Consider the following 21343-nt stretch of genomic DNA (forward strand, 5'->3'; position numbering starts at 1 on the left):
TCTTGCGTTTCCGACTCTATCAGATCTTTTCTCGATCCGATTTCCTCGGTGCTTTCCAGGTTCCCGCTTTTGTCTCGCGGTTTCCTTTCCGGCGGTTCCGACTTTATCAGAAGTTCTGAGTCGGCTTTCCCGGCCCCTCCCGGGACTGGTTCCAGCGCACGAGGCGACTGGGTTCCCGTTCAGGCGGAGCCGTAAACGTACTGGAGCGGGGCGCCCCGATGCAAATCGAGGCGCCCCGCTCCAGGTTCACGCGTACGACGGGTCGTGCGTCGCTCAGACCTCCACCACGACGGGGAGGATCATCGGCCTGCGGCGATAGGTGTCGGAGACCCACTTGCCCAGGGTGCGGCGGATGAGTTGCTGCAGCTGGTGGGGTTCGACCACGCCGTCCTGGGCCGAGCGCTCCAGGACCTCGGTGATCCTCGGGGTGACGTCCCCGAAGGCCGAGTCCTCGATGCCGGAGCCGCGGGCCTGAATGTGCGGGCCGCCGGTGATCTTGCCGGTGGAGGAGTCCACGACCACGAAGACCGAGATGATGCCCTCGTCGCCGAGGATCTTCCGGTCCTTCAGGGCCGGCTCGCCGACGTCGCCGACGGAGAGGCCGTCGACGTAGACGTAACCCGCCTGGACCTTGCCGGAGATCTTCGCCTTGCCCTCGACGAGGTCGACGGCGACGCCGTCCTCGGCGATGACGATGCGGTCGTGCGGGACACCCGTCATGGCGCCCAGCTCGGCGTTGGCGCGCAGGTGGCGCCATTCGCCGTGGACCGGCATCAGGTTCTTCGGGCGGCAGATGTTGTAGAAGTACAGGAGCTCGCCCGCGGACGCGTGGCCCGAGACGTGCACCTTGGCGTTGCCCTTGTGGACGACGTGGGCGCCCCATCGGGTCAGGCCGTTGATCACGCGGTAGACCGCGTTCTCGTTGCCCGGGATCAGGGACGACGCCAGGATCACCGTGTCGCCGGAGACGATGCGGATCTGGTGGTCGCGGTTGGCCATGCGGGACAGGGCCGCCATCGGTTCGCCCTGGGAGCCCGTGCAGACCAGGACCACTTCGTGGTCCGGCAGGTCGTCGAGGGTCTTGACGTCCACGACGAGGCCCGGTGGGACCTTGAGATAGCCGAGGTCGCGGGCGATGCCCATGTTGCGGACCATCGAGCGGCCCACGAAGGCGACCCGGCGGCCGTACTCGTGCGCGGTGTCGAGGATCTGCTGGATGCGGTGGATGTGACTGGCGAAGCTGGCCACGATGATCCGCTTACGGGCGTTCGCGAAGACCGTGCGCAGGACGTTGGTGATGTCCCGCTCGGGCGCCACGAAACCGGGGACCTCGGCATTGGTCGAGTCGGAGAGAAGGAGGTCGATGCCCTCCTCGCTCAGGCGTGCGAACGCGTGGAGGTCCGTGAGGCGGCCGTCCAGCGGGAGCTGGTCCATCTTGAAGTCGCCCGTGTGGACCACCATGCCCGCCGGTGTGCGGATGGCGACCGCGAGGGCGTCCGGGATCGAGTGGTTGACGGCGACGAACTCGCAGTCGAAGGGGCCGATGCGCTCGCGGTTCCCCTCCGCCACCTCAAGGGTGTACGGGCGGATCCGGTGCTCCTGGAGCTTGGCCTCGATGAAGGCGAGGGTCAGCTTGGAGCCGATCAGCGGGATGTCCGGCTTCTCCCGGAGGAGGTAGGGGACTGCGCCGATGTGGTCCTCGTGGCCATGGGTGAGGACGATGCCCTCGATGTCGTCGAGGCGGTTCCGGATGGACGTGAAGTCCGGCAGGATCAGGTCGATTCCGGGCTGCTCCTCCTCGGGGAAGAGCACGCCGCAGTCGACGATCAGCAGACGGCCGCCGAACTCGAAGACCGTCATGTTGCGGCCGATCTCACCGAGGCCGCCGAGCGGGGTGACCCGCAGGCCACCCTCGGGGAGCGGCGGCGGCGGGCCCAGTTCGGGATGCGGATGACTCAAAAGACTCTCCTCAAACACGCGCGCCACGTACCGGTGGGCACGTGGCGCGCGTGACGTTCGTGCAGAAGCAGTTGTCGTTGTGGATTGCAGGCACCGGTGGCCTGCCTATTCAGTTGTGAAGTCCGTTGTCAGACCTGTACCCCGCCTGCGGCAAGATCGATCTTGAGCTGCTCGATCTCTTCGGGCGAGCACTCGACCATGGGCGAGCGCAGCGGTCCGGCGGGCAGGCCCTGGAGGGCGAGCGCAGCCTTCGTGGTCATGACGCCCTGGGTGCGGAACATGCCCGTGTAGACCGGGAGCAGCTTCTGGTGGATCTCGGTGGCCTTCTGCACGTCGCCGGCGACGAAGGCGTCGACGAGGGCGCGCAGGTCGGGCGTGACCACATGGCCGACGACCGAGACGAAGCCGACGGCGCCCACCGAGAGCAGCGGGAGGTTGAGCATGTCGTCGCCGGAGTACCAGGCGAGACGGGAGCGCGCGATGGCCCAGCTTGCGCGGCCCAGGTCGCCCTTGGCGTCCTTGTTGGCGACGATCCGGGGGTGCTCGGCGAGGCGGACGAGCGTCTCGGTGTTGATCGGCACGCCGCTGCGGCCCGGAATGTCGTAGAGCATGACCGGCAGTTCGGTGGCGTCGGCGACGGCCGTGAAGTGCCGGTACAGGCCCTCCTGAGGGGGCTTGTTGTAGTACGGGGTGACGACGAGGAGTCCGTGTGCGCCCGTCTGCTCGGCGGCCTTGGCCAGCTCGATGCTGTGGTGGGTGTCGTTGGTGCCGACACCGGCCACGATGTGGGCCCGGTCGCCCACGGCCTCCAGGACGGCTCGTACCAGGTCCGATTTCTCCGCGTCGCTGGTGGTGGGCGACTCACCGGTGGTGCCGTTGATGATCAGGCCGTCGTTGCCTGCGTCCACCAGGTGGGTGGCGAGCCGCTGTGCGCCGTCGAGGTCGAGTGCGCCGTCCGCCGTGAAGGGCGTGACCATGGCGGTGAGGACCCGCCCGAAGGGGGTCTGCGGAGTGGAGGTCGGAGCCATGGGTAACACGCTACTCGTTGCGCACCCCGTGGTCTGCCCTCGGGGGGTCGGGAAAAGTCAGGACAAATGCGGAGCCCGGTACTGCCTGCTCGGGGGTTCAAGCAGTACCGGGTCCGTTTGATCAGGCTAGATGAACTTCTCCAAATGCCGCAATACGGACACTTCGCGCGGATGACCCGTACATGTGTGCCGCGCGGGAGAACAGGCCTTCGTCACGGGGCGACGCGACCGTTGGCGTTGAAGGCGGCGTAGGTGAGCGGCATGAGCTTCGCCCACTCGGCCTCCATCTTCTCGCCGACCATCTCGATCTCGCGCTGCGGGAAGGAGGGGACCTTGGCCAGCTCGTGCTGGGTGCGCAGGCCGAGGAAGTGCATCAGCGAGCGGGCGTTGCAGGTGGCGTACATCGAGGAGAAGAGACCGACCGGGAGGACCGCGCGGGCGACCTCACGGGCGACGCCTGCGGCGAGCATCTCCTGGTAGGTCTCGTACGCCTGGCGGTAGGAGTCCTCCATGGCCCGGCCGACGAGTTCCTGCTGGGCCTCGGTGCCCTCCACGAAGACGTACTTCCCGGGGCGGCCCTCCTGGACGAGCTTGCGGGACTCGTCAGGGACGTAGAAGACGGGCTGGAGCTCCCGGTAGCGGCCCGACTCCTCGTTGTACGAGTTGTGCACGACCACCCCGTTCGCCAGGAAGTTGTGCCAGGGACCTTCCACGGAGAGGTCGTAGGTCATCTCCTCCCCGTCCGCCTCGATGGAGACGACCGGGTCCGGAACCGCCTTCGCGATCTTGCCGCCGCGCTGGGCCAGCGCCTGCTCGCCACCGCTCTTGGCGGTGTGGCAGGGCTCGCATGCGGGAGCCAGATTTCCTTCGTCGAGGGCTCGGGTCAGGTCGCCCGCGACGGGGACGATGTGGTCCAGGGCGAGCTGGTCACGCGGAAATTCCTGCTCACAGAGATGGCAGCTGTCGACCTCCTTGATCAACCGCTGTCGCTGCATGGACGTCCACACGCCGATGCCACGGCTCAGGCTCGGCGGCATCAGGGGCTGAGTGGGCCTGGTGGCGGTTCCTGCCACCATGACGGCGTCGCCGACGGTGAGTTCCCCGGCTTTGACCCAGCCCTCAGGAGTGAACACTGCGTGGTCGACCGTGCTGCGGAGCGTCTTCCCCGAAGCGGTGGTGATCTTGATCAGTGGCTTGACGCCCGATTCGATCACGTCGACGATCCTGGCCCGCTGGGCGAGCAGCGTCTCCTCGTCGTAACAGCGCACATGGTTGCGGCGGACCGGCTCGAGCCTGCGAAGCCGGGTGCTCGGGTGCTCCTCGCGGAACTCGGCGACGGCGGACTCAGCCGCCTCCCGGTTCTCGTACAGGCCAAGGTAGTGGTTGGTCTCGCCGCGTCGAACCTGAGCCATCCACTTGCCCGCCCGGCCGTGCCACGTGACCCCTCCGGCGGAGTGCGGAAGGCGGTCCTCGACGCCCATGTGCCAGAGCTTGTGAAGCTCGGCAATGGTTCGCCGACGGAGGTGGCCGGCCTCGCTCTCCAGGGTGATCTCGGTGTCCCCCGCGATGCACCAGCCCACGCGGTGCCGCATGAACTCGCGGAAGACGAAGATCGGAGCACTGATGAAGAAGGTCATCGAGTTGTGCTCGAAGGGGCTGCCGTGCCGGTCCCGCATCAGGTAGTTGATCAGGCCCTTCGAGCGCTCCGGGTCCTTCTTCAGCTCCTCCAGGGACTGCTCGCCGGCGGTGGAGACACGGGCGGCCCACAGCACGTCGGAGTCGGACGCGCTGTGCTTGACCAGCTCGACGGTGACGTCGCTTCGGAAGCTGGGGGTGAGGTCGTCGGCGGGGGTGTCGGTCACGGGTCGGAGAGTCCCTTCCATCACGTCTCTGGCGGCGCCCACTCTACGACCCGCCACTGACAACGGGGCGTTCGGTGCCGGGCCGCGACATCTTCGGTGAAGGTCTGTGAATTCGGGTCAAGCAGGGCACCTTTTGTGGCACTCGTTCGTCCGTATCGACGACAGCGATGCGTTCGAGCCCCGAGAGGAGCAGTACCCGTCATGTCCCGCCGGAGCGAGCCCGTACCGTTCGCCTTTCTCGCCGAAGCCGACAGTTTCCGCAGCAATGTCGCTCCACCGCCCCCCGAGCGGCCCTCCGCGGGCCAGATGGCCGGGCGCTGGCTGCTGGGGCTCACGATCATCGCCGCGCTCGTGGGCTCGCTGGTCATCGGGATGCCGGCGCTGTCCCTGAACCACACCTCGGCGACGCAGCAGTCGCAGGCCTCCCAGGGGCGCTGAGGACCCGCCGGGGCCCCCGAAGGTGGTGGGCTCCCGCGCGGCCGGATAGCCTCACCGGGCACAGCCCGCATATGCACGAGTGAGGACCAGCCGTGCCCCTGCCCTTCCTGACGGCCGACCGCGCCTTTGAGGCAGCCGAAGACGTAGCGCTGCCCTTCGAGGACCGTGAGCGCTGGCGGCGCCCCTACCGGCCCGGCCCCTGGCGGGTCGCTACGGCCGCGCTGGCGCTGCTGCTCGCCTCGTATGTGCTGTTCGCGGCGGTCGTCATCGCGCTGACCGGCTCGGTGTCCGAGGCCGGAGTGATCTTCGGGATCTCACTGCTGGTGATCGTCGCCGCGCTGCGGCTGCTGCGCATGGGCGTGTGGGTGAGCACGCGCGGGCTGCGGCAGGTGCGGTTCCTCTTCACACGGACGGTGCCGTGGGGCCGGGTCGCGACCGTGCGGACCGCGCAGCAGCCGGTGCGCTGGCTGGGGCTGCCGCGGACCGTCCAGGGGCAGGCGCTGACCGTCGTACGACGGGACCGGCCGGCACAGGACTCCGCGGTGCTGCTGACCACGCACGGCGCGGACTTCCTGGGGCGGGCCGAGGCCTTCGACCGGGCCGCGGACGCTGTCGAGGCGTGGGCCGCGGAGAACCGGCTCGTCTGACCTCGCCGTATGACGAAGGGGCCGGGTCCGCCACAGTGTGCGGGCCCGGCCCCTTCGTCATACGGCGGCGACGTGGCCGTGCGGCTCAGGCGGCCTCGGTCTGCTTGCCGGCGTGGATGTTGATCGCGCGTTGCATCGCCTTGCGGGCGCGCGGGGTGTCGCGGGCGTCGTGGTAGGCGACGGCCAGACGGAACCAGGTACGCCAGTCGTCGGGGGCCGCCTCGGTCTCGGCCTTGCGCCGGGCGAAGACCGCGTCGGCCGCGTCACGGTCGACACGGCCGCCGGGGGTGCGCTTGAGTTCGTCGACGGGGAGGCCGCCCTCCGCGTCGAGTTCGGCGGCGAGGGCGTTGGCCCTGCGGACGAACTGGGTGTTCTTCCACAGGAACCAGACGCCGATGACCGGCAGGATCAGGACCGCCACGCCGAAGGTGACGGTCAGGAGCGTGCCGGACTGTATGAGCATGACGCCGCGGCTGCCGACCAGGACGAAGTAGAAGACCAGGACGGCGGCCGTAAGGGCGTAGGAGAGCTTCGCGCGCATGGCTTCAGGGCTCAGTTCAGGTCGAGGAAGTGTTCCAGGCCGAAGGTCAGGCCCGGGGTGGTCACCACGCGGCGCGCGCCCAGCAGGATGCCCGGCATGAAGCTGCTGTGATGGAGGGAGTCGTGGCGGACGGTCAGGGTCTCGCCCTCACCGCCCAGCAGGACCTCCTGGTGTGCGAGGAGGCCGCGCAGGCGGACGGCGTGTACGGGGACGCCGTCCACGTCGGCTCCGCGTGCGCCGTCCAGAGCCGTGGCCGTGGCGTCGGGGGCCGGGGCGGTGCCGGCCGCGCGACGGGCCTCGGCGATGAGCTGGGCGGTGCGTGTGGCGGTGCCGGAGGGGGCGTCCACCTTGTTCGGGTGGTGCAGTTCGACGACCTCGACCGACTCGAAGTACGGGGCGGCGATCTGCGCGAACTTCATGGTGAGGACCGCGCCGATGGAGAAGTTGGGTGCGATGAGCACGCCCGTCTCCGGGGACGCGGCCAGCCAGCCCTCCAGTCGCGCGAGGCGTTCGTCGGTCCAGCCCGTGGTGCCGACGACGGCGTGGATGCCGTGCCCCACGCAGTACTCGAGGTTGTCCATGACGGAGGCCGGGGTGGTCAGCTCGACGGCTACCTGGGCGCCGGTCTCGGCCAGCGTCTCCAGTTTGTCGCCGCGGCTCAGGGCGGCCACCAGCTCCATGTCCTCGGCGACCTCGACCGCCCGTACCGCCTCGGAACCGATCCGGCCCCTGGCACCGAGGACCGCCACGCGCAGCTTGCTCATCTCTCTTACTTCCTTACCGCAGGTACCGAAGGGGGTCAGGCGACGGCGTCGTGCAGCCGGGCCGCCTGCTTGTCCTTGAGCGGGCCGATGACCGACAGCGACGGGCGCTGTCCCAGGATGTCGCGGGCGACCGAGCGGACCTCGTCCGGGGTCACCGCCCCTATCCGGGTCAGCATGTCGTCGACGGACATCTGCTCGCCCCAGCACAGCTCGCTCTTGCCGATGCGGTTCATGAGCGCGCCGGTGTCCTCCAGGCCGAGCACCGTGGAGCCCCTGAGCTGGCCGATCGCACGGGAGATCTCGTCGTCGGACAGGCCGTGCTCGGCGACGTGGTCCAGTTCGTCGCGGCAGATCTTCAGCACGTCGTGCACCTGCGACGGGCGGCAGCCCGCGTACACGCCGAAGAGGCCGCAGTCGGCGAAGCCGGAGGTGTACGAGTACACGCTGTAGGCCAGGCCGCGCTTCTCCCGGACCTCCTGGAAGAGCCGGGAGGACATGCCGCCGCCGAGGGCGGTGTTGAGGACTCCCAGCGCCCAGCGGCGGTCGTCGGTGCGGGCCAGTCCGGGCATGCCGAGGACGACGTGCGCCTGTTCGGTCTTGCGGCCGAGCAGTTCGACACGGCCGGAGGTGCGGATCGTGCGCCGGCCCTCGCGCGGGGCGAACGGGGTGGCGTCCGTGTTCCCGAGCGCGCCCGCCTTCTCGAAGGCCGTGCGGACCTGGCGTACGACCTTGTTGTGGTCGATGTTGCCGGCGGCCGCGACCACGAGGTGGGTGGGGTCGTAGTGCTTCTTGTAGAAGCGGCGGATCCGGTCGGCGGTCAGGGCGTTGACCGTGTCGACCGTGCCGAGGACCGGGCGGCCGAGGGCGTTGTCGCCGAACATCGTGTACGCGAACAGGTCGTGCACACAGTCGCCGGGGTCGTCCTCGGTCATGGCGATCTCTTCGAGGATGGCGCCGCGCTCGACGTTGACGTCCTCTTCGCGGATGAGCGAGTCGGTCAGCATGTCGCAGACGACGTCGATGGCGAGCGGCAGGTCGGTGTCGAGCACGCGCGCGTAGTAGCACGTGTACTCCTTCGCCGTGAAGGCGTTCATCTCGCCGCCGACCGCGTCCATGGCCGAGGAGATGTCCAGCGCACTACGCCGGGTGGTGCCCTTGAAGAGCAGGTGCTCGAGGTAGTGCGTGGCGCCGTTCAGCGAAGGGGTCTCGTCGCGGGAGCCGACGTGGGCCCAGATGCCGAAGGTCGCGGAGCGGACCGAGGGGAGGGTCTCGGTGACGATGCGCAGGCCGCCCGGGAGGGTGGTTTTACGGACCGTGCCGATGCCGTTCTCGCCCTTGATCAGGGTTTGGGTACGGGCGACGGCCCGCGCCTCCGAAGAGGTGCGGGCCGTCGCCTTGGAGCTGCTCGACGTCACTTGTCGGTGTCGTCCTTCTGCTCGTCAGAGGAGCCTGCGGCGGAGCCGTTGTTGGACTCAGCCTCGCCCTCGATCACGGGGATCAGGGAGAGCTTGCCGCGGGAGTCGATCTCGGCGATCTCGACCTGGACCTTCTGGCCCACGCCGACGACGTCCTCGACGTTCTCCACGCGCTTGCCGCCGGCCAGCTTGCGGATCTGCGAGATGTGCAGCAGACCGTCCTTGCCGGGCAGCAGCGACACGAACGCGCCGAAGGTGGTGGTCTTCACGACCGTACCCAGGTAGCGCTCGCCGACCTCGGGCATCGTCGGGTTGGCGATGCCGTTGATCGTCGTACGGGCGGCCTCGGCGGAGGGGCCGTCGGCGGCGCCGATGTAGATGGTGCCGTCGTCCTCGATGGTGATCTCGGCGCCGGTGTCCTCCTGGATCTGGTTGATCATCTTGCCCTTGGGGCCGATGACCTCACCGATCTTGTCCACGGGGATCTTGACCGTGATGATCCGCGGGGCGTTCGGGGACATCTCGTCCGGCGTGTCGATCGCTTCCATCATCACGTCGAGGATGTGGAGGCGGGCGTCACGGGCCTGCTTGAGGGCGGCGGCCAGGACGGAGGCCGGGATGCCGTCCAGCTTGGTGTCGAGCTGGAGGGCGGTGACGAACTCCTTGGTGCCGGCGACCTTGAAGTCCATGTCGCCGAAGGCGTCCTCCGCACCGAGGATGTCGGTGAGGGTGACGTAGTGCGTCTCGCCGTCGATCTCCTGGGAGATCAGGCCCATGGCGATACCCGCGACCGGGGCCTTCAGCGGCACACCGGCGTTGAGCAGCGACATGGTGGAGGCGCAGACCGAGCCCATGGACGTCGAGCCGTTCGAGCTGAGCGCCTCGGACACCTGACGGATCGCGTAGGGGAACTCCTCGCGGGTCGGCAGGACCGGGACGAGGGCGCGCTCGGCGAGGGCGCCGTGGCCGATCTCGCGGCGCTTGGGGGAGCCGACGCGGCCGGTCTCGCCGGTGGAGTACGGCGGGAAGTTGTAGTTGTGCATGTAGCGCTTGCGGGTCACCGGGGAGAGGGTGTCCAGCTGCTGCTCCATGCGGAGCATGTTGAGGGTGGTGACGCCCAGGATCTGGGTCTCGCCACGCTCGAACACCGCGGAACCGTGCACCCGCGGGATGGCCTCGACCTCGGCGGCGAGCGTACGGATGTCCGTGACGCCGCGGCCGTCGATGCGCTTCTTCTCCTTGATCACGCGCTCACGGACCAGCTGCTTGGTGAGCGAGCGGTACGCGGCGGAGATCTCCTTCTCGCGGCCCTCGAACTCCGGCAGGAGCTTCTCGGCGGCGAGCGCCTTGACGCGGTCCAGCTCGGACTCCCGCTCCTGCTTGCCGGCGATGGTCAGCGCGGAGGCGAGCTCCGGACGGACGGCGGCGGACAGCGCCTCCAGGACGTCGTCCTGGTAGTCGAGGAAGATCGGGAACTCGCCGGTCGGCTTGGCGGCCTTGGCGGCGAGGTCGGCCTGGGCCTTGCAGAGCACCTTGATGAAGGGCTTCGCGGCCTCCAGACCGGCGGCGACGACCTCCTCGGTGGGGGCCTCGGCGCCGCCCTTGACCAGCTGGATGGTCTTCTCGGTGGCCTCGGCCTCGACCATCATGATCGCGACGTCGCCGTCCTCCAGGACGCGGCCCGCGACGACCATGTCGAAGACGGCGTCCTCGAGCTCGGTGTGCGTCGGGAAGGCGACCCACTGGCCGTTGATCAGCGCGACGCGGACGCCGCCGATCGGGCCGGAGAAGGGCAGACCGGCCAGCTGCGTGGACGCGGAGGCGGCGTTGATCGCCACGACGTCGTACAGGTGGTCGGGGTTGAGCGCCATGATCGTGGCGACGACCTGGATCTCGTTGCGCAGGCCCTTCTTGAAGGACGGGCGCAGCGGGCGGTCGATGAGGCGGCAGGTGAGGATGGCGTCCTCGGAGGGGCGGCCCTCACGGCGGAAGAAGCTGCCAGGGATCTTGCCGGCGGCATACATCCGCTCCTCGACGTCCACCGTCAGGGGGAAGAAGTCGAGCTGGTCCTTGGGGTTCTTGGAGGCGGTGGTGGCCGACAGCACCATGGTGTCGTCGTCCAGGTACGCCACGGCGGAGCCGGCGGCCTGCTTGGCCAGGCGGCCCGTCTCGAAGCGGATGGTGCGGGTACCGAAGGCGCCGTTGTCGATGACGGCCTCGGCGTAGTGGGTCTCGTTCTCCACTAGTCGTTTTCTCCGTTACTTGTCGTCTTTTGTCCCCTGGCTGCCCGTATGGCAGGGGGACGGTGGCGGAGAAGCACTCCGTGCGGTGCGGGCCGGTCTTCGATCGAAGCACCCGGGGCTCTCTTCCCCCGGGGGCCACTACCGAGGACCGGCGGCGGCTGGGTGCGCCTCTCCTCGTGCGATGTGGATGATGACCGCCTACCCGCAGCGGGCGCGTGCCATCACTTCATCACTCTGTGTCGTGCGTATGGCGTTGTGCTACCACACTACAAAGGGGTGGTGACACTCCGCACGTTTCCGTACGTACAGCAAAAGGGAGCGGCTCCCTGTGAACGGGAACCGCTCCCTCCATGGCGTCTTACTTGGCGCCGGCCGCACCGCGGCGGATGCCGAGGCGGTCGACCAGCGCACGGAAGCGCTGGATGTCCTTCTTGGCCAGGTACTGCAGCAGGCGGCGACGCTGACCGACCAGGATCAGCAGACCACGACGGGAGTGGTGGTCGTGCTTGTGGGTCTTGAGGTGCTCGGTCAGGTCGGAGATCCGACGCGACAGCATGGCGACCTGGACCTCGGGGGAGCCGGTGTCGCCCTCCTTCTGGCCGAACTCGGCGATGATCTGCTTCTTCGTAGCGGCGTCGAGCGACACGCGTACTCCTCGTAGTCTTTGTGATGGCCACCGAGTGCCCCCGGTCTGTGTCTCGGGGGAGCTTCCGTTACTCGGGAGGCGGGGATCCGCTGGGCGCGGCCTCCAGGGCCCTGTATCAGGGGGCTCCGGGGGTGCGTACACAAACGGCCGAGAGTCAGGGTACCAGCCTGGGGCGATCCGGTCGTACGGGGTATCCGGCGGGGGGGCGGGCCACGCTCTCGACGCCCACCGCCACGGTGTCGGTCTCCCCCATCTCGCCCTTGTTCGTGGGACACCAGCGCTTGCGTCCGGTGTCCAGGTCGACGAGGGCGAGCCGGTCGCAGGCGAGGCGTCCGAGGTTCCCTCGCCCGCGGGCTTCGAGGAGCGGACGACGGAGGTCCGGCCGGCGGCGCCGACCTGCCGGGGGACGGCGCAGATCCGGCCGGGGGAGGTGAGCCCCCAGACTCCGCCGCCTTGCCATCGCATCCTTGAGGCTGATGCCGGTGATCTGCCTCGCGTACCCCTTCGCGAAGGTCTTCCCGGTCGCCCGGGTGCCGTCCGCCATGACATTGGCGCCGACCTCGCGGATCTCCTCGGTGCAGGTGAACGCCAGTCACCTCCACGGACTCGGGGGTTCCTCGACCGTCTCCCGTACCGCGTCGGGGGCCTGGGCCGCGGCCGACCGGAGGCGGGGCGGACGCCGTGCCGTCACCGCCGGCCCGAGGCCCCGGACCGCCGCGTCGAGCAGCGCGCCTGCCGCCCGGCCGAGCAGGAGGCGTCTGCGGCGGGTGCGGGCGCGATGGTCCTCGAGGGCGGACGCGGTGTACGGGATGGGGCGGGGCCGTAATTCAAAGGAACGTCTGAACTGGGAGAACGGTGACAAGTAGGGTGGTTGTGCAGCTCGTTGGCACAGAGGGAAGGACCGGAGCCGCGATGGCCGAAACCCAGGGCACCGAGGACAGCGGAATCAAGGCGCGCAAGGAACGGGAGCGGGACGAGCTGTACGCGCTCGACATCTCCGGGGTCGAGTGGAAGTGCGCGCCGGGGACGGAGGACCACGAGGAGCGCGTCGAGATCGCCGACCTGCCGGGCGGGGCCGTGGCGATGCGGTCGTCGCTCGACCCGGAGACCGTGCTGCGCTACACGGAGGCGGAGTGGACCGCGTTCGTGCTGGGGGCGCGGGACGGGGAGTTCGACCTGGAGCCGGCGCCGGGGGACGGGGGGACGGCGGCACCGTAGCCGGTGCCGGGCCGCCGCCACTGGCCCGTACTCACCGGTTCTTCGCCTCGCTGCTCTCGATGCCGAGGACCGCGTAGACCCACCGCGGCTGGTCCTTGGCCGGGCCGGTGACGGAATGGGCTCCGAAGAAGAGGCGGCCGTCGTGGACGAGGACGTCGTTGAAATCCGTCAACGTGAACGTCTCTGCCTCTGGCGGCAGGTTGAAGTAGAAGAAGGGACTCTCCTCGCCGGTCTTCGGATCGAGCGCGACGAGCGCGCTGGGCGTGATGCGGTCCTGGCTCTCGCGCAGTGCGAGGAGCCGGTCGCCGCTCACCTCGACGGGGATCAGCAGGGCGTCGGGGCCTGACTCGAACTTCTGGGTGGTGTTCCCGGTCGCAAGATCGAAGCCGATGATCCAGTTGGTGGTGTGCTTCGCGATGTCGTCCTTGCTGCGCAGGAAGACCTGGCCGTCGCCGACGGCGACCGTCGGGCAGTCGTCGACGACGAGGTAGTCCTCGTACGAGCACTCGCCGACGTACGTGCCGTTCCGGAGGCTGATCGTGGCGTGGTTCTCGCCGGCGTCGTCGAGAGAGAGCAGTTCCGTGATGCCCGTTTCGCCGGCGGAGACGGCGAGGACAGTGGGCTCGGTGGACGGAATGTCGAGGTCGCGGACGCCCTTGGCGGCGGAGTACGTCCACAGAGTGCGGCCGGTGTCCGGGTCCACCTTGCGGACGTTGTAGGTGGCGAAGTCCCAGCTGTCGACGGGAAGGTTCTTGTCGCCGCTCCAGCACAGCTCACGCACGAGCAGCGCGCCTCCGCCGGCGGCGCCGTTGTCGTGGCAGGTGCCGGTCACCTTGGTGTTCCACCGCTTCGTGCCGCGGTCCATGTCGTACGCGATCGTGCCGCCGCCCCAGGTGACGGCGACCGTGTCGTGTGTGAGGGTCACGCTCGGCGTGTCCTGGAGGCTGCTGGTCGTCGGCTTCTCCGGGGTGGCGCCGATGCCGTGGACGGGGATGTCGTGGGACCAGATCTCGCGGCCGTCGTCGAGGTCGAAGAAGGCCACGTGGTCGCAGAGGGCGTGATCGTCCTCCTTGCCCCGGTAGAGCACGGCGGTGCGATTCTCGACGGTCACATGGCGGGTGTAGCCGCAGATGGGGCCGTCGAGGGGGAGCTTCCACCTCTCGTCGCCGGGTGCGGCGTCGGTGCCGATGGCCAGGCCGACGAGGGTTTTGTTGATGCCCTTGGCAAGGATCTTGTCCGTGGCCCACATGCCGGGCAGTTCGTACTCCTCACCGGGGCTCATGTCGTCCACGGAGAAACGGAAGGCCATCTTCCCGACGGTGCTCGCGGGCTGCTTCTCGACCGTCTCACGGACGTCCAGGCGCCCCTGCGGGGTGGCCTGCTCCCGGTCCGAGATCTTCCTGTCGTCGGCGCCACCGCCCCAGACGAGCCAGCTGCCCGTCCCCAACACCGCGACAAGGAGGACTGCGCCCAACGCCAGCAGTTTCTTCCTACGGCGCTTCCTGTCGCTGGTGTCAGCGGCGATCGTGGAGTGTGTGTAGACGGAGGGTGGCGGGCCGAAGCTCACGTCGGGATGCCTTTCAGACGTGGTCGTGTCCTGATGGTGATGGTCGATCGGTCGGAGCGCGCAGGTCCGACTCGGCTCCGCCCGCCGGCATGCCCCGGACCCGGGCGGCCGCAGAGCAGCACGCCGGCCCGACGGCGACAGCCAGGTCCTGACAAACGGCCGAGGTCGGGTCTCGGTGAGCAGTGCTGTGCGGGGCTGGTCACTTGCTCGTCATGGCCCGTGCCTGCGCGTAGACGTCGAAGACCGCGAGCGCCAGCGGAACCAGCGTCAGCAGGACGAAGGTCTCGGCGATCTCCAGGAAGCGTCCCCAGAAGGGGGTGACTCCGCGCCGCGGGACGACGAGGCCGATCGCGGTGACCAGAGCGATGGCCGCAGCGATGGCCGCGGCGAGCCAGACGCTGCGGAGGTCGAGGGCCGTGCTGTCGCCCTGGAACGCGTCGCGCCAGAACTCGTGGGGTGGATTCAGGGCAAGCCCGAGACCGAGGAAGACGAGGGCGGCGAGCCCCGCCGCGAGCGTGGCGGCGACCTGCGCCGTGTACCGGAACAGGTGGGCTCGCATGAGCATCGCGACACCGGTGGCGAAGGCGAGGAGCTGCGCCCAGACGTTGTCCGAGAACCCGAGGACGATGGACGAGCCCACGGCGACCAGGGCGCAACCGCCGACGAGGCCGACGAGAAGTTCGTGGCCACGGCGGACCTGGGCCGCGATGCGCTCGGCGTCGACAGGTTCCTGAGTGGCCGGGGCGTCTGCCGCGTAGCCGCCGCGCGAGGTGTTGGGCGGCTCGAAGCCAATGGGCAGCCGTGCGAAGCGCATGGACAGGCCCGGCAGGAACGCCAGCGCACCCACTCCGAGCGGGGCGCAGATAGCGGCCGTCTCGATGGGCGTCAGTTCCGTGCGGATTGCGATGAACGTGGCGAGCAGACCGATCGAGGAGGCGAAGACGAACGCCACGAAGGGACCGTCACCACTCGGCGACACCAAGGTGAGCACGACCGAAGCGACGAGGACCGCCACGCAGGCAAGCAGGAACTGGAGCCTTCCGATGCCCTGTCCCTCCGAGAGGGGCACCAGCCCGGAGCCCGCGACGGCGACATTGGGGAGAGCGCCGAGGCCCAGGGCGACCGAGGAGCCCCGGTCGTCGTACACGCGCGCGCGTACGCACGCGAAAGTGATCAGGAGAAGTCCCGTCGCGGCGGCAAGGACGCCCTGGAGGCTGTGCATGTCGTGGCGGATCCGGGAGTTCCAGGCCACGAAGGCGATCAGCGGGGGCAGAATGCCGCCCGCCACGAGACCGGCGGCACGGGTGAGTTCGCCGTTCCACAGCGTGCGGTCGCGGGTGACCGCCGAGGCCACCGCCTCGGAGACGTCGTCGAAAACGGCGGGCGGCAACGACTCGGCGAACGGACGCAGCGTGAGCAGTTCCCCGTCGAGGATGCGCTGTGCCGCGAACGATCGGGCGCTGTCGAGAACGGCTCCGTCGCGTCGTACGAGGTGGTACCCGACGGGGGCTCCCTCGGCGGGATCCTGCCGGGAAAGCCGCAGGATCTCCGGGTAGAGGTCGGCGACCGGCACGTCGTCGGGCAGCGCCACGTCGATGCGGCTGTCAGGCGCCACGATGGTGACCCGGCAGAAGCCGAGTCCCGTGTTCGCCCCCGCAGGGGCCCCGGTGCCCTGTCCGCCGGTCTCGCCCGCCGACACAGAAGCCGTCATGCTCACCTGCTGTTCCCCCTCGTCCGTCGTGCAACCGGCCGCGTCGCCGCCACGCATGCGTCCAGCTGTAAAGATCGTGTGTCTGTTGTGCTGCACCGCCCGCGCTGTGGGTCAACCGCCCGTCACACCCGAGTTCGCGGGAAAAAGTCTTGCTGCGAACGTTGCGGATTGCCCTGATTTTCCGAGGCTGATTCGCACCTGCTCACGCGTCTCACGGGCACCCTACCGCCCGCTGTTCCCAGAGGTTGTCAGTAGGATCACCCCTTGCGATCGACGTCCGCCTGACACGGGGCGGCGGACGAAAAAGCTCGGTGCGCAAGGGAATTGGTGCGAAGTGAGTCACATCGTCGTCAAGCGCCCGCCGCGGGCATTGCCCACCGAAGTGCCCACGGACGAGGTCGCGCTGCAGCCTCCGCCGGAGCTTCCGCGCGGACAGCAGGACGGCGCACTGATGCAGCTCCTGCCCATGCTCGGCATGGGCGGGTCCGTGGTGTTCTTCTTCAACCCTCAGGCCCAGCCCTTCATGAAGATCATGGGCATGGTGATGGTGGCCTCCACGATCGCCATGGGCATCTCGATGCTGGTCCGCTATCGCCGCGGCAACCAGGGGCAGATGGCCGACATGCGCCGTGACTACCTGCGCTACCTGTCGCAGACCCGGCGCACCGCTCTGGAGACCGCGAAGGTCCAACGCGACGTCCAGTACTACCTGCACCCTTCACCGGAGCAACTGTGGGCGTTGGTCGCAGAGGGCAGCCGGGTGTGGGAACGGCGCACCAACGACGAGGACTTCGGACAGGTTCGCGTGGGCCTCGGTCCCCAGGCGCTGGCCACTCCGCTGATCGCGCCGCAGACCGGCCCCGTCGACGAGCTGGAGCCGCTGACCGCGGGCGCCATGCAACGTTTCCTGGCCACGCACGCCACCCTGGACAACCTGCCGATGGCGGTCTCGCTGCGCGCCTTCTATCACGTGACGATCAGCGGTGAGCCCGGCACCGTGCGCGGCACCGCTCGGGCCGTCGCCGCCTCCCTCGCCTCGCTGCACTCCCCCGAAGACCTGGTCATCGCCATCGCCACCAGCCGTGACGCGGCGCCCGAGTGGGAGTGGGCCAAGTGGCTGCCGCACGTCCAGGCGCCGGGCTTGGCGGACGGTGCGGGCAGCATGCGTCTGATCACGACCGACCCGGTGGCACTGGAGGACCTGCTCACCACCCGCCTCCAGGGTCGTCCGCGCTTCCACCCCGCCGGGCCACCCGTTCCCGAACAGCCGCATCTGGTGATCGTGCTCGACGGCGTCTTCGTGCCCCCGACGTCGTTCCTGGCCAGCCCCGAAGGCCTGCAAGGTGTGACGGTCCTCGAGGTCGTGCCCGGCGACCTCAGCGCCGGGCGGGGCGACCTGTCCATCGTCGTGCAGCCGCAGGAACTACTGCTGGAGTCGGCGCAGGGCATGGTCTACGAGGGCACGCCGGACGTTCTGTCGTACGAGGCAGCGGAGGCGCTGGCCCGGCAACTGGCGCCGCTGCGCATGGCGTCGGGTGGTGACGACGACGAACCGTTGCTCGCCGCCCTGGAATTCACGGATCTGCTGAACCTGGGCGACGCGGCCTCCGTGGACCCCAAGCGGACCTGGCGGCCGCGCTCGCAGGCCGAGCGGCTGCGCGTGCCGATCGGCGTCGGCGAGGACGGCCGGCCCGTCATGCTCGACCTCAAGGAGGCGGCGCAAGAGGGTATGGGCCCGCACGGCCTGTGCGTCGGCGCGACCGGCTCCGGCAAGTCGGAGCTGCTGCGCACGCTGGTCCTCGGTCTCGCCGTGACCCACTCCTCCGAGACGCTGAACTTCGTCCTGGCCGACTTCAAGGGTGGTGCGACGTTCGCGGGCATGGCCCAGATGCCGCACGTGGCCGCCGTCATCACCAACCTCGCGGATGATCTGACCCTTGTCGACCGCATGGGCGACTCGATCCGCGGTGAACTCAACCGCCGCCAGGAAATGCTCCGCGACGCGGGCAACTACGCGAACATCCACGACTACGAGAAGGCCCGCGCGGCCGGTGCCGCGCTGCAGCCGATCCCCTCACTCGTCCTCGTCATCGACGAGTTCAGCGAACTCCTCACCGCCAAGCCGGACTTCATCGAGATGTTCGTGCAGATCGGCCGCATCGGCCGTTCGCTGGGAGTGCACCTGCTGCTCGCGTCCCAGCGGTTGGAGGAAGGACGTCTGAGGGGGCTTGAGACGTATCTGTCGTACCGGATCGGTCTGCGTACGTTCTCGGCGGCCGAGTCGCGCGCCGCGCTCGGTGTTCCGGACGCCTACGAGCTGCCGAACGTACCGGGCTCCGGCTACCTGAAGTTCGGCACCGACGAGATGGTGCGCTTCAAGGCGGCGTACGTCTCCGGTGCCTACCGCACGAGTTCGCAGCAGGCGGCGGCCTTCGGGGGGCCGCTCCCCGTGGACCGCAGGCCCGTGCTGTTCACGGCGGCCGAGGTCCCGGTCCAGTACCTGCAGGTGCCGCGGCAGCGTGAGGAGGCGCCTGACCAGACGGACGACGCGCTCGCCGACACCGTCCTCGACGTGATCGTGCGACGACTGGAGGCGCAGGGTCCTGCAGCCCACCAGGTGTGGCTTCCCCCACTGGACAGCCCGCCGTCGCTCGACGCCCTCCTGCCCGGGCTCACGCCGGTGCCGGGCCGGGGCATGACACAGCCCGGTTACGAAGGCGCGGGCCGGCTCGTCATCCCGGTCGGCATCGTCGACAAACCGTACGAGCAGCGGCGGGACCCGCTGTGGGCCGATTTCAGCGGCGCGGCCGGTCACATGCAGATCCTCGGCGGCCCGCAGTCCGGCAAGTCGACGCTGCTACGGTCGATCGTCGCGTCGTTCGCGCTCACTCACACGCCCCACGAAGTGCAGTTCTACGGGCTGGACTTCGGTGGTGGCGGACTGGCTGCCGTGGCCGGCCTGCCGCACGTGGGCGGAGTCGCCTCGCGCCTCGATCCCGAGAAGGTACGGCGCACAACGGCTGAGGTGTACGGCATCCTGACGCGCCGCGAGGAGTACTTCCGTACCGCGGGCATCTCCTCGATCGCGGAGTTCCGAACGCGCCGTGCGCGGGGCGACATCCCGGTGACGGACCAGCCCTGGGGCGACGTCTTCCTGGTCATCGACGGCTGGGGCAACTTCCGTACGGACTACGAGGCGTTGGAGCCCGTGGTGCTGGACATCGCGGCCCGTGGCCTCGGTTACGGCATCCACCTGGTACTCACCGCCTCGCGCGCCATGGAGGTCCGCTCGAACCTCAAGGACCACCTGATGAACCGCCTCGAACTGCGGCTCGGCGACCCCATGGACTCCGAGTTCGACCGCAAGGTCGCCGCCAACGTGCCCACAGGCGTGCCGGGACGTGGCCAGACCCCGCAGAAGCAGCACTTCATGGGGGCGGTTCCGCGCATCGACGGCCTGTCCTCCGACACGGACCTGGCGGAGGCGACAACGGCTCTCGCCGCCGAGGTCTCCCGCCACTGGCAGCAGCCGGGTGCGCCCGAGGTGCGGCTGCTGCCGAGGGAGTTCCCGGCGAGCCAGCTGCCTCCGGGCGACCGGTTCCCGAACCGCGGCGTTTCCTTCGCCCTCGACGAGGACAACCTCGAGCCGGTGTTCGTGGACTTCGAGCAGGACCCGTTCTTCCTCGTCTTCGGCGAGAGCGAGTCCGGCAAGTCGAACCTGCTGAAGCTGATCATCAAGCGCCTCACCGAGCGCTACGACGGCAGCACCTGCAAGCTGTTCGTCGTCGACAACCGGCGTTCCCTGCTGGACGTGACCCCGTCCTCGCACCTGGCCGAGTACATTCCCATGTCGAACCAGATGCAGCACCACATGGAAGCCCTCGCCGACCTGATGCAGCGCCGCACGCCCACCGCGGACGTCACCGCGGAGCAGCTGCGCAACCGCAGCTGGTGGCGGGGTCCCACGGTGTACGTGATCATCGACGACTACGACCTCGTCTCCACGTCCAGCGGCAACCCGCTCGCGGGTCTGACGGAACAGCTGCCGTTCGCCCGTGACGTCGGCGTCCGCTTCATCATCGCGCGCTCCACCGCGGGCGCGGGTCGCGCCGGCTACGAACCCTTCATGCAGCGCATCAAGGAACTCGGCGCCCAGGGCGTGGTCCTCGCGGGTGACCATGCGGAGGGGGATCTGCTGGGTGGGGTGCGGCCCCGCCCCATGCCCGCCGGGCGAGGGGTGTTCGTCTCGCGCAGGCGTGGCAAACCGCTGGTCCAGGTGGGGCTGGTCGCGGACGAGAACGCGTGACGAGAGGCCAGTAAGCGCAAGAGGGTCATACGAACCGGCGGCACCGGTCGCGCGCCAGGCCGGGCCTGTGCACACAGAACGATCAGCGGCAATTCCGTGACGGGAAACGAGAACGGGGTGGGCGCCTCCCGCACGCGCCCACCCCGATCTCCTGCGACTGGTCTACTGCAAGTAGCTGGCAGCCTTCTTGTCGCCTTCCATGTAGGTGCCGCCGGCCGTGAACACCACGTGGCCGATGCCGGTCAACGCGGTGTGAATGTCGGTGGCTTCCTTGTCCCACCTCGCCAGCTTCTCGTCGAAGTGCTGCGCGGCGTCACCCTGCCAGTACTGCTTGCTGTTCAGCACCAGCTGCTTGAGCTCCTGAAGATCCTGGTCAAGCTGCTTCGCCTCGTTGGCAATCTTGGTTGCCGCGAAGTCGAGCCCGTCATAAGTGACGCTCAGTCCGTCGGTGTTACGACCCATTCCCGTATACCTCGTTTCGGTCGCGTGTGCCTGGTAGGCAGCGGATACGGCCAGTGCCCTGAATTCTGCCGGCCTCAGTACGAGGTCAGAGGAGACGCCTTGACGGTGGGAGCACCGTCGTTGAGGTCAATCTTGTTGGCCGCCGCGCGCACCTCGTCTTCCTTGCTGTCCTTGATGTTGCGCGCGGTGGTCATCGCATCGATGACTTCGCTGAGGATGTTGCCGAGGCCCTGCAGCGACTCGTTGATCTCATACTGCTTCCTGTCGAACGCAGCGCGACCGATACCGTCCCACTGGCCCTCAAGACCGTCGATCACACCCTGAAGCGAGTGCACACGCTTCCGGATTCCCTCGTACTTCTCGTACATCTGCTTCTGCAGAAGGACGACTGCTGCGTCTTCAAGCTTCTGATTGTCGGCCATGATCGGTCCGCTCTCCTTTGTCTCTTGCTTGATCCAACGATCTCGGCTCATCGTCAGACGACGGCGAGCGCTCCGTTCATGTCCTGCCCGAACGCCACAGGACTCGGACGGCTG

The 21343-nt window shown here is 68.8% G+C and carries 16 protein-coding genes and 3 pseudogenes; 4 read left to right on the forward strand and 15 right to left on the reverse strand.

Annotation, left to right across the window (positions count from 1 at the left end):
- Nucleotides 1-273: 273 nt before the first annotated feature.
- The 5 genes and pseudogenes from ACIBVL_RS31485 to ACIBVL_RS31505 all read right to left on the reverse strand — a co-directional run.
- Nucleotides 274-1959, reverse strand: coding sequence for a ribonuclease J (locus ACIBVL_RS31485; RefSeq protein WP_399102404.1), 1686 nt, complete (start codon nucleotides 1957-1959; stop codon nucleotides 274-276).
- A gap of 128 nt (nucleotides 1960-2087) precedes the next feature.
- Complete coding sequence (gene dapA, locus ACIBVL_RS31490) at nucleotides 2088-2987, reverse strand: 4-hydroxy-tetrahydrodipicolinate synthase (RefSeq protein ID WP_399102406.1); 900 nt, start codon at nucleotides 2985-2987, stop codon at nucleotides 2088-2090.
- Nucleotides 2988-3199: 212 nt separating this feature from the next.
- Nucleotides 3200-3649: pseudogene (gene thyX, locus ACIBVL_RS31495) on the reverse strand (FAD-dependent thymidylate synthase); the annotation flags it as partial.
- Nucleotides 3650-3652: 3 nt separating this feature from the next.
- Nucleotides 3653-4579: pseudogene (locus tag ACIBVL_RS31500) on the reverse strand (HNH endonuclease); the annotation flags it as partial.
- Nucleotides 4559-4849: pseudogene (locus ACIBVL_RS31505) on the reverse strand (FAD-dependent thymidylate synthase); the annotation flags it as partial. The pseudogenes ACIBVL_RS31505 and ACIBVL_RS31500, both read right to left, overlap by 21 nt.
- Nucleotides 4850-5050: 201 nt before the next feature.
- Here ACIBVL_RS31505 and ACIBVL_RS31510 point away from each other — a divergent pair.
- Nucleotides 5051-5287, forward strand: coding sequence for a hypothetical protein (locus ACIBVL_RS31510; RefSeq protein WP_399102408.1), 237 nt, complete (start codon nucleotides 5051-5053; stop codon nucleotides 5285-5287).
- A 92-nt stretch (nucleotides 5288-5379) separates the two neighbouring features.
- Complete coding sequence (locus ACIBVL_RS31515) at nucleotides 5380-5934, forward strand: hypothetical protein (protein ID WP_399102410.1); 555 nt, start codon at nucleotides 5380-5382, stop codon at nucleotides 5932-5934.
- An 85-nt stretch (nucleotides 5935-6019) separates the two neighbouring features.
- On the opposite strand, the gene ACIBVL_RS31520 is transcribed toward ACIBVL_RS31515, so the two are convergent.
- The 6 genes from ACIBVL_RS31520 to ACIBVL_RS31545 all read right to left on the reverse strand — a co-directional run bounded on the left by ACIBVL_RS31520 (nucleotide 6020) and on the right by ACIBVL_RS31545 (nucleotide 12087).
- Nucleotides 6020-6475 (reverse strand): hypothetical protein, encoded by a 456-nt coding sequence (locus tag ACIBVL_RS31520; RefSeq protein WP_399102412.1) that lies wholly within the window; start codon nucleotides 6473-6475, stop codon nucleotides 6020-6022.
- Between the two features lie 11 nt (nucleotides 6476-6486).
- Nucleotides 6487-7239 (reverse strand): 4-hydroxy-tetrahydrodipicolinate reductase, encoded by a 753-nt coding sequence (dapB, locus tag ACIBVL_RS31525; RefSeq protein ID WP_399102414.1) that lies wholly within the window; start codon nucleotides 7237-7239, stop codon nucleotides 6487-6489.
- 35 nt (nucleotides 7240-7274) lie between these two features.
- On the reverse strand, nucleotides 7275-8654 hold the full coding sequence (locus tag ACIBVL_RS31530; protein WP_399102416.1) for a M16 family metallopeptidase: 1380 nt from the start codon (nucleotides 8652-8654) through the stop codon (nucleotides 7275-7277).
- A complete protein-coding gene (locus tag ACIBVL_RS31535; RefSeq protein ID WP_399102418.1) occupies nucleotides 8651-10897 on the reverse strand; it encodes a polyribonucleotide nucleotidyltransferase in 2247 nt (748 codons plus the stop codon). The genes ACIBVL_RS31530 and ACIBVL_RS31535 overlap by 4 nt, the downstream gene beginning before the upstream one ends.
- 358 nt (nucleotides 10898-11255) lie before the next feature.
- Nucleotides 11256-11543, reverse strand: a complete 288-nt coding sequence (rpsO, locus tag ACIBVL_RS31540) for a 30S ribosomal protein S15 (protein ID WP_055632174.1) — start codon at nucleotides 11541-11543, stop codon at nucleotides 11256-11258.
- Between the two features lie 154 nt (nucleotides 11544-11697).
- A complete protein-coding gene (locus ACIBVL_RS31545) occupies nucleotides 11698-12087 on the reverse strand; it encodes a hypothetical protein (RefSeq protein WP_399102420.1) in 390 nt (129 codons plus the stop codon).
- A 368-nt stretch (nucleotides 12088-12455) separates the two neighbouring features.
- Between ACIBVL_RS31545 and ACIBVL_RS31550 the strand changes: the two genes are divergently transcribed.
- Nucleotides 12456-12761, forward strand: a complete 306-nt coding sequence (locus ACIBVL_RS31550) for a DUF397 domain-containing protein (protein WP_399102422.1) — start codon at nucleotides 12456-12458, stop codon at nucleotides 12759-12761.
- A 31-nt stretch (nucleotides 12762-12792) separates the two neighbouring features.
- On the opposite strand, the gene ACIBVL_RS31555 is transcribed toward ACIBVL_RS31550, so the two are convergent.
- Together ACIBVL_RS31555 and eccD are read right to left on the reverse strand one after the other, a co-directional pair.
- Entirely contained in the window at nucleotides 12793-14235 is a 1443-nt protein-coding gene (locus ACIBVL_RS31555; RefSeq protein ID WP_399102424.1) for a PQQ-binding-like beta-propeller repeat protein, read from the reverse strand.
- Between the two features lie 292 nt (nucleotides 14236-14527).
- Complete coding sequence (gene eccD, locus ACIBVL_RS31560) at nucleotides 14528-16039, reverse strand: type VII secretion integral membrane protein EccD (protein WP_399102854.1); 1512 nt, start codon at nucleotides 16037-16039, stop codon at nucleotides 14528-14530.
- A 334-nt stretch (nucleotides 16040-16373) separates the two neighbouring features.
- Between eccD and eccCa the strand changes: the two genes are divergently transcribed.
- Nucleotides 16374-20345 (forward strand): type VII secretion protein EccCa, encoded by a 3972-nt coding sequence (gene eccCa, locus ACIBVL_RS31565; RefSeq protein ID WP_399102426.1) that lies wholly within the window; start codon nucleotides 16374-16376, stop codon nucleotides 20343-20345.
- A 162-nt stretch (nucleotides 20346-20507) separates the two neighbouring features.
- Here eccCa and ACIBVL_RS31570 read toward each other — a convergent pair whose 3' ends face one another.
- Both ACIBVL_RS31570 and ACIBVL_RS31575 read right to left on the reverse strand, forming a co-directional pair.
- The gene (locus ACIBVL_RS31570; protein ID WP_399102429.1) at nucleotides 20508-20807 is read right to left on the reverse strand and encodes a WXG100 family type VII secretion target; all 300 of its coding nucleotides are present in this window, start codon (nucleotides 20805-20807) and stop codon (nucleotides 20508-20510) included.
- A 74-nt stretch (nucleotides 20808-20881) separates the two neighbouring features.
- A complete protein-coding gene (locus ACIBVL_RS31575) occupies nucleotides 20882-21229 on the reverse strand; it encodes a WXG100 family type VII secretion target (RefSeq protein ID WP_399102432.1) in 348 nt (115 codons plus the stop codon).
- Nucleotides 21230-21343 lie beyond the last annotated feature (114 nt).

Source organism: Streptomyces sp. NPDC049687, from assembly GCF_044465285.1.
GTDB lineage: Bacteria > Actinomycetota > Actinomycetes > Streptomycetales > Streptomycetaceae > Streptomyces.

Excerpts from the sequence above, each read along its gene's own strand:
- dapA (WP_399102406.1), bottom strand. The coding sequence starts at position 2,987 with ATGGCTCCGACCTCCACTCCGCAGACCCCCTTCGGGCGGGTCCTCACC.
- dapB (WP_399102414.1), bottom strand. The coding sequence starts at position 7,239 with ATGAGCAAGCTGCGCGTGGCGGTCCTCGGTGCCAGGGGCCGGATCGGT.
- ACIBVL_RS31570 (WP_399102429.1), bottom strand. The coding sequence starts at position 20,807 with ATGGGTCGTAACACCGACGGACTGAGCGTCACTTATGACGGGCTCGAC.
- ACIBVL_RS31575 (WP_399102432.1), bottom strand. The coding sequence starts at position 21,229 with ATGGCCGACAATCAGAAGCTTGAAGACGCAGCAGTCGTCCTTCTGCAG.
- ACIBVL_RS31550 (WP_399102422.1), top strand. The coding sequence starts at position 12,456 with ATGGCCGAAACCCAGGGCACCGAGGACAGCGGAATCAAGGCGCGCAAG.
- ACIBVL_RS31510 (WP_399102408.1), top strand. The coding sequence starts at position 5,051 with ATGTCCCGCCGGAGCGAGCCCGTACCGTTCGCCTTTCTCGCCGAAGCC.
- eccD (WP_399102854.1), bottom strand. The coding sequence starts at position 16,039 with ATGACGGCTTCTGTGTCGGCGGGCGAGACCGGCGGACAGGGCACCGGG.
- ACIBVL_RS31545 (WP_399102420.1), bottom strand. The coding sequence starts at position 12,087 with ATGGCGGACGGCACCCGGGCGACCGGGAAGACCTTCGCGAAGGGGTAC.
- ACIBVL_RS31520 (WP_399102412.1), bottom strand. The coding sequence starts at position 6,475 with ATGCGCGCGAAGCTCTCCTACGCCCTTACGGCCGCCGTCCTGGTCTTC.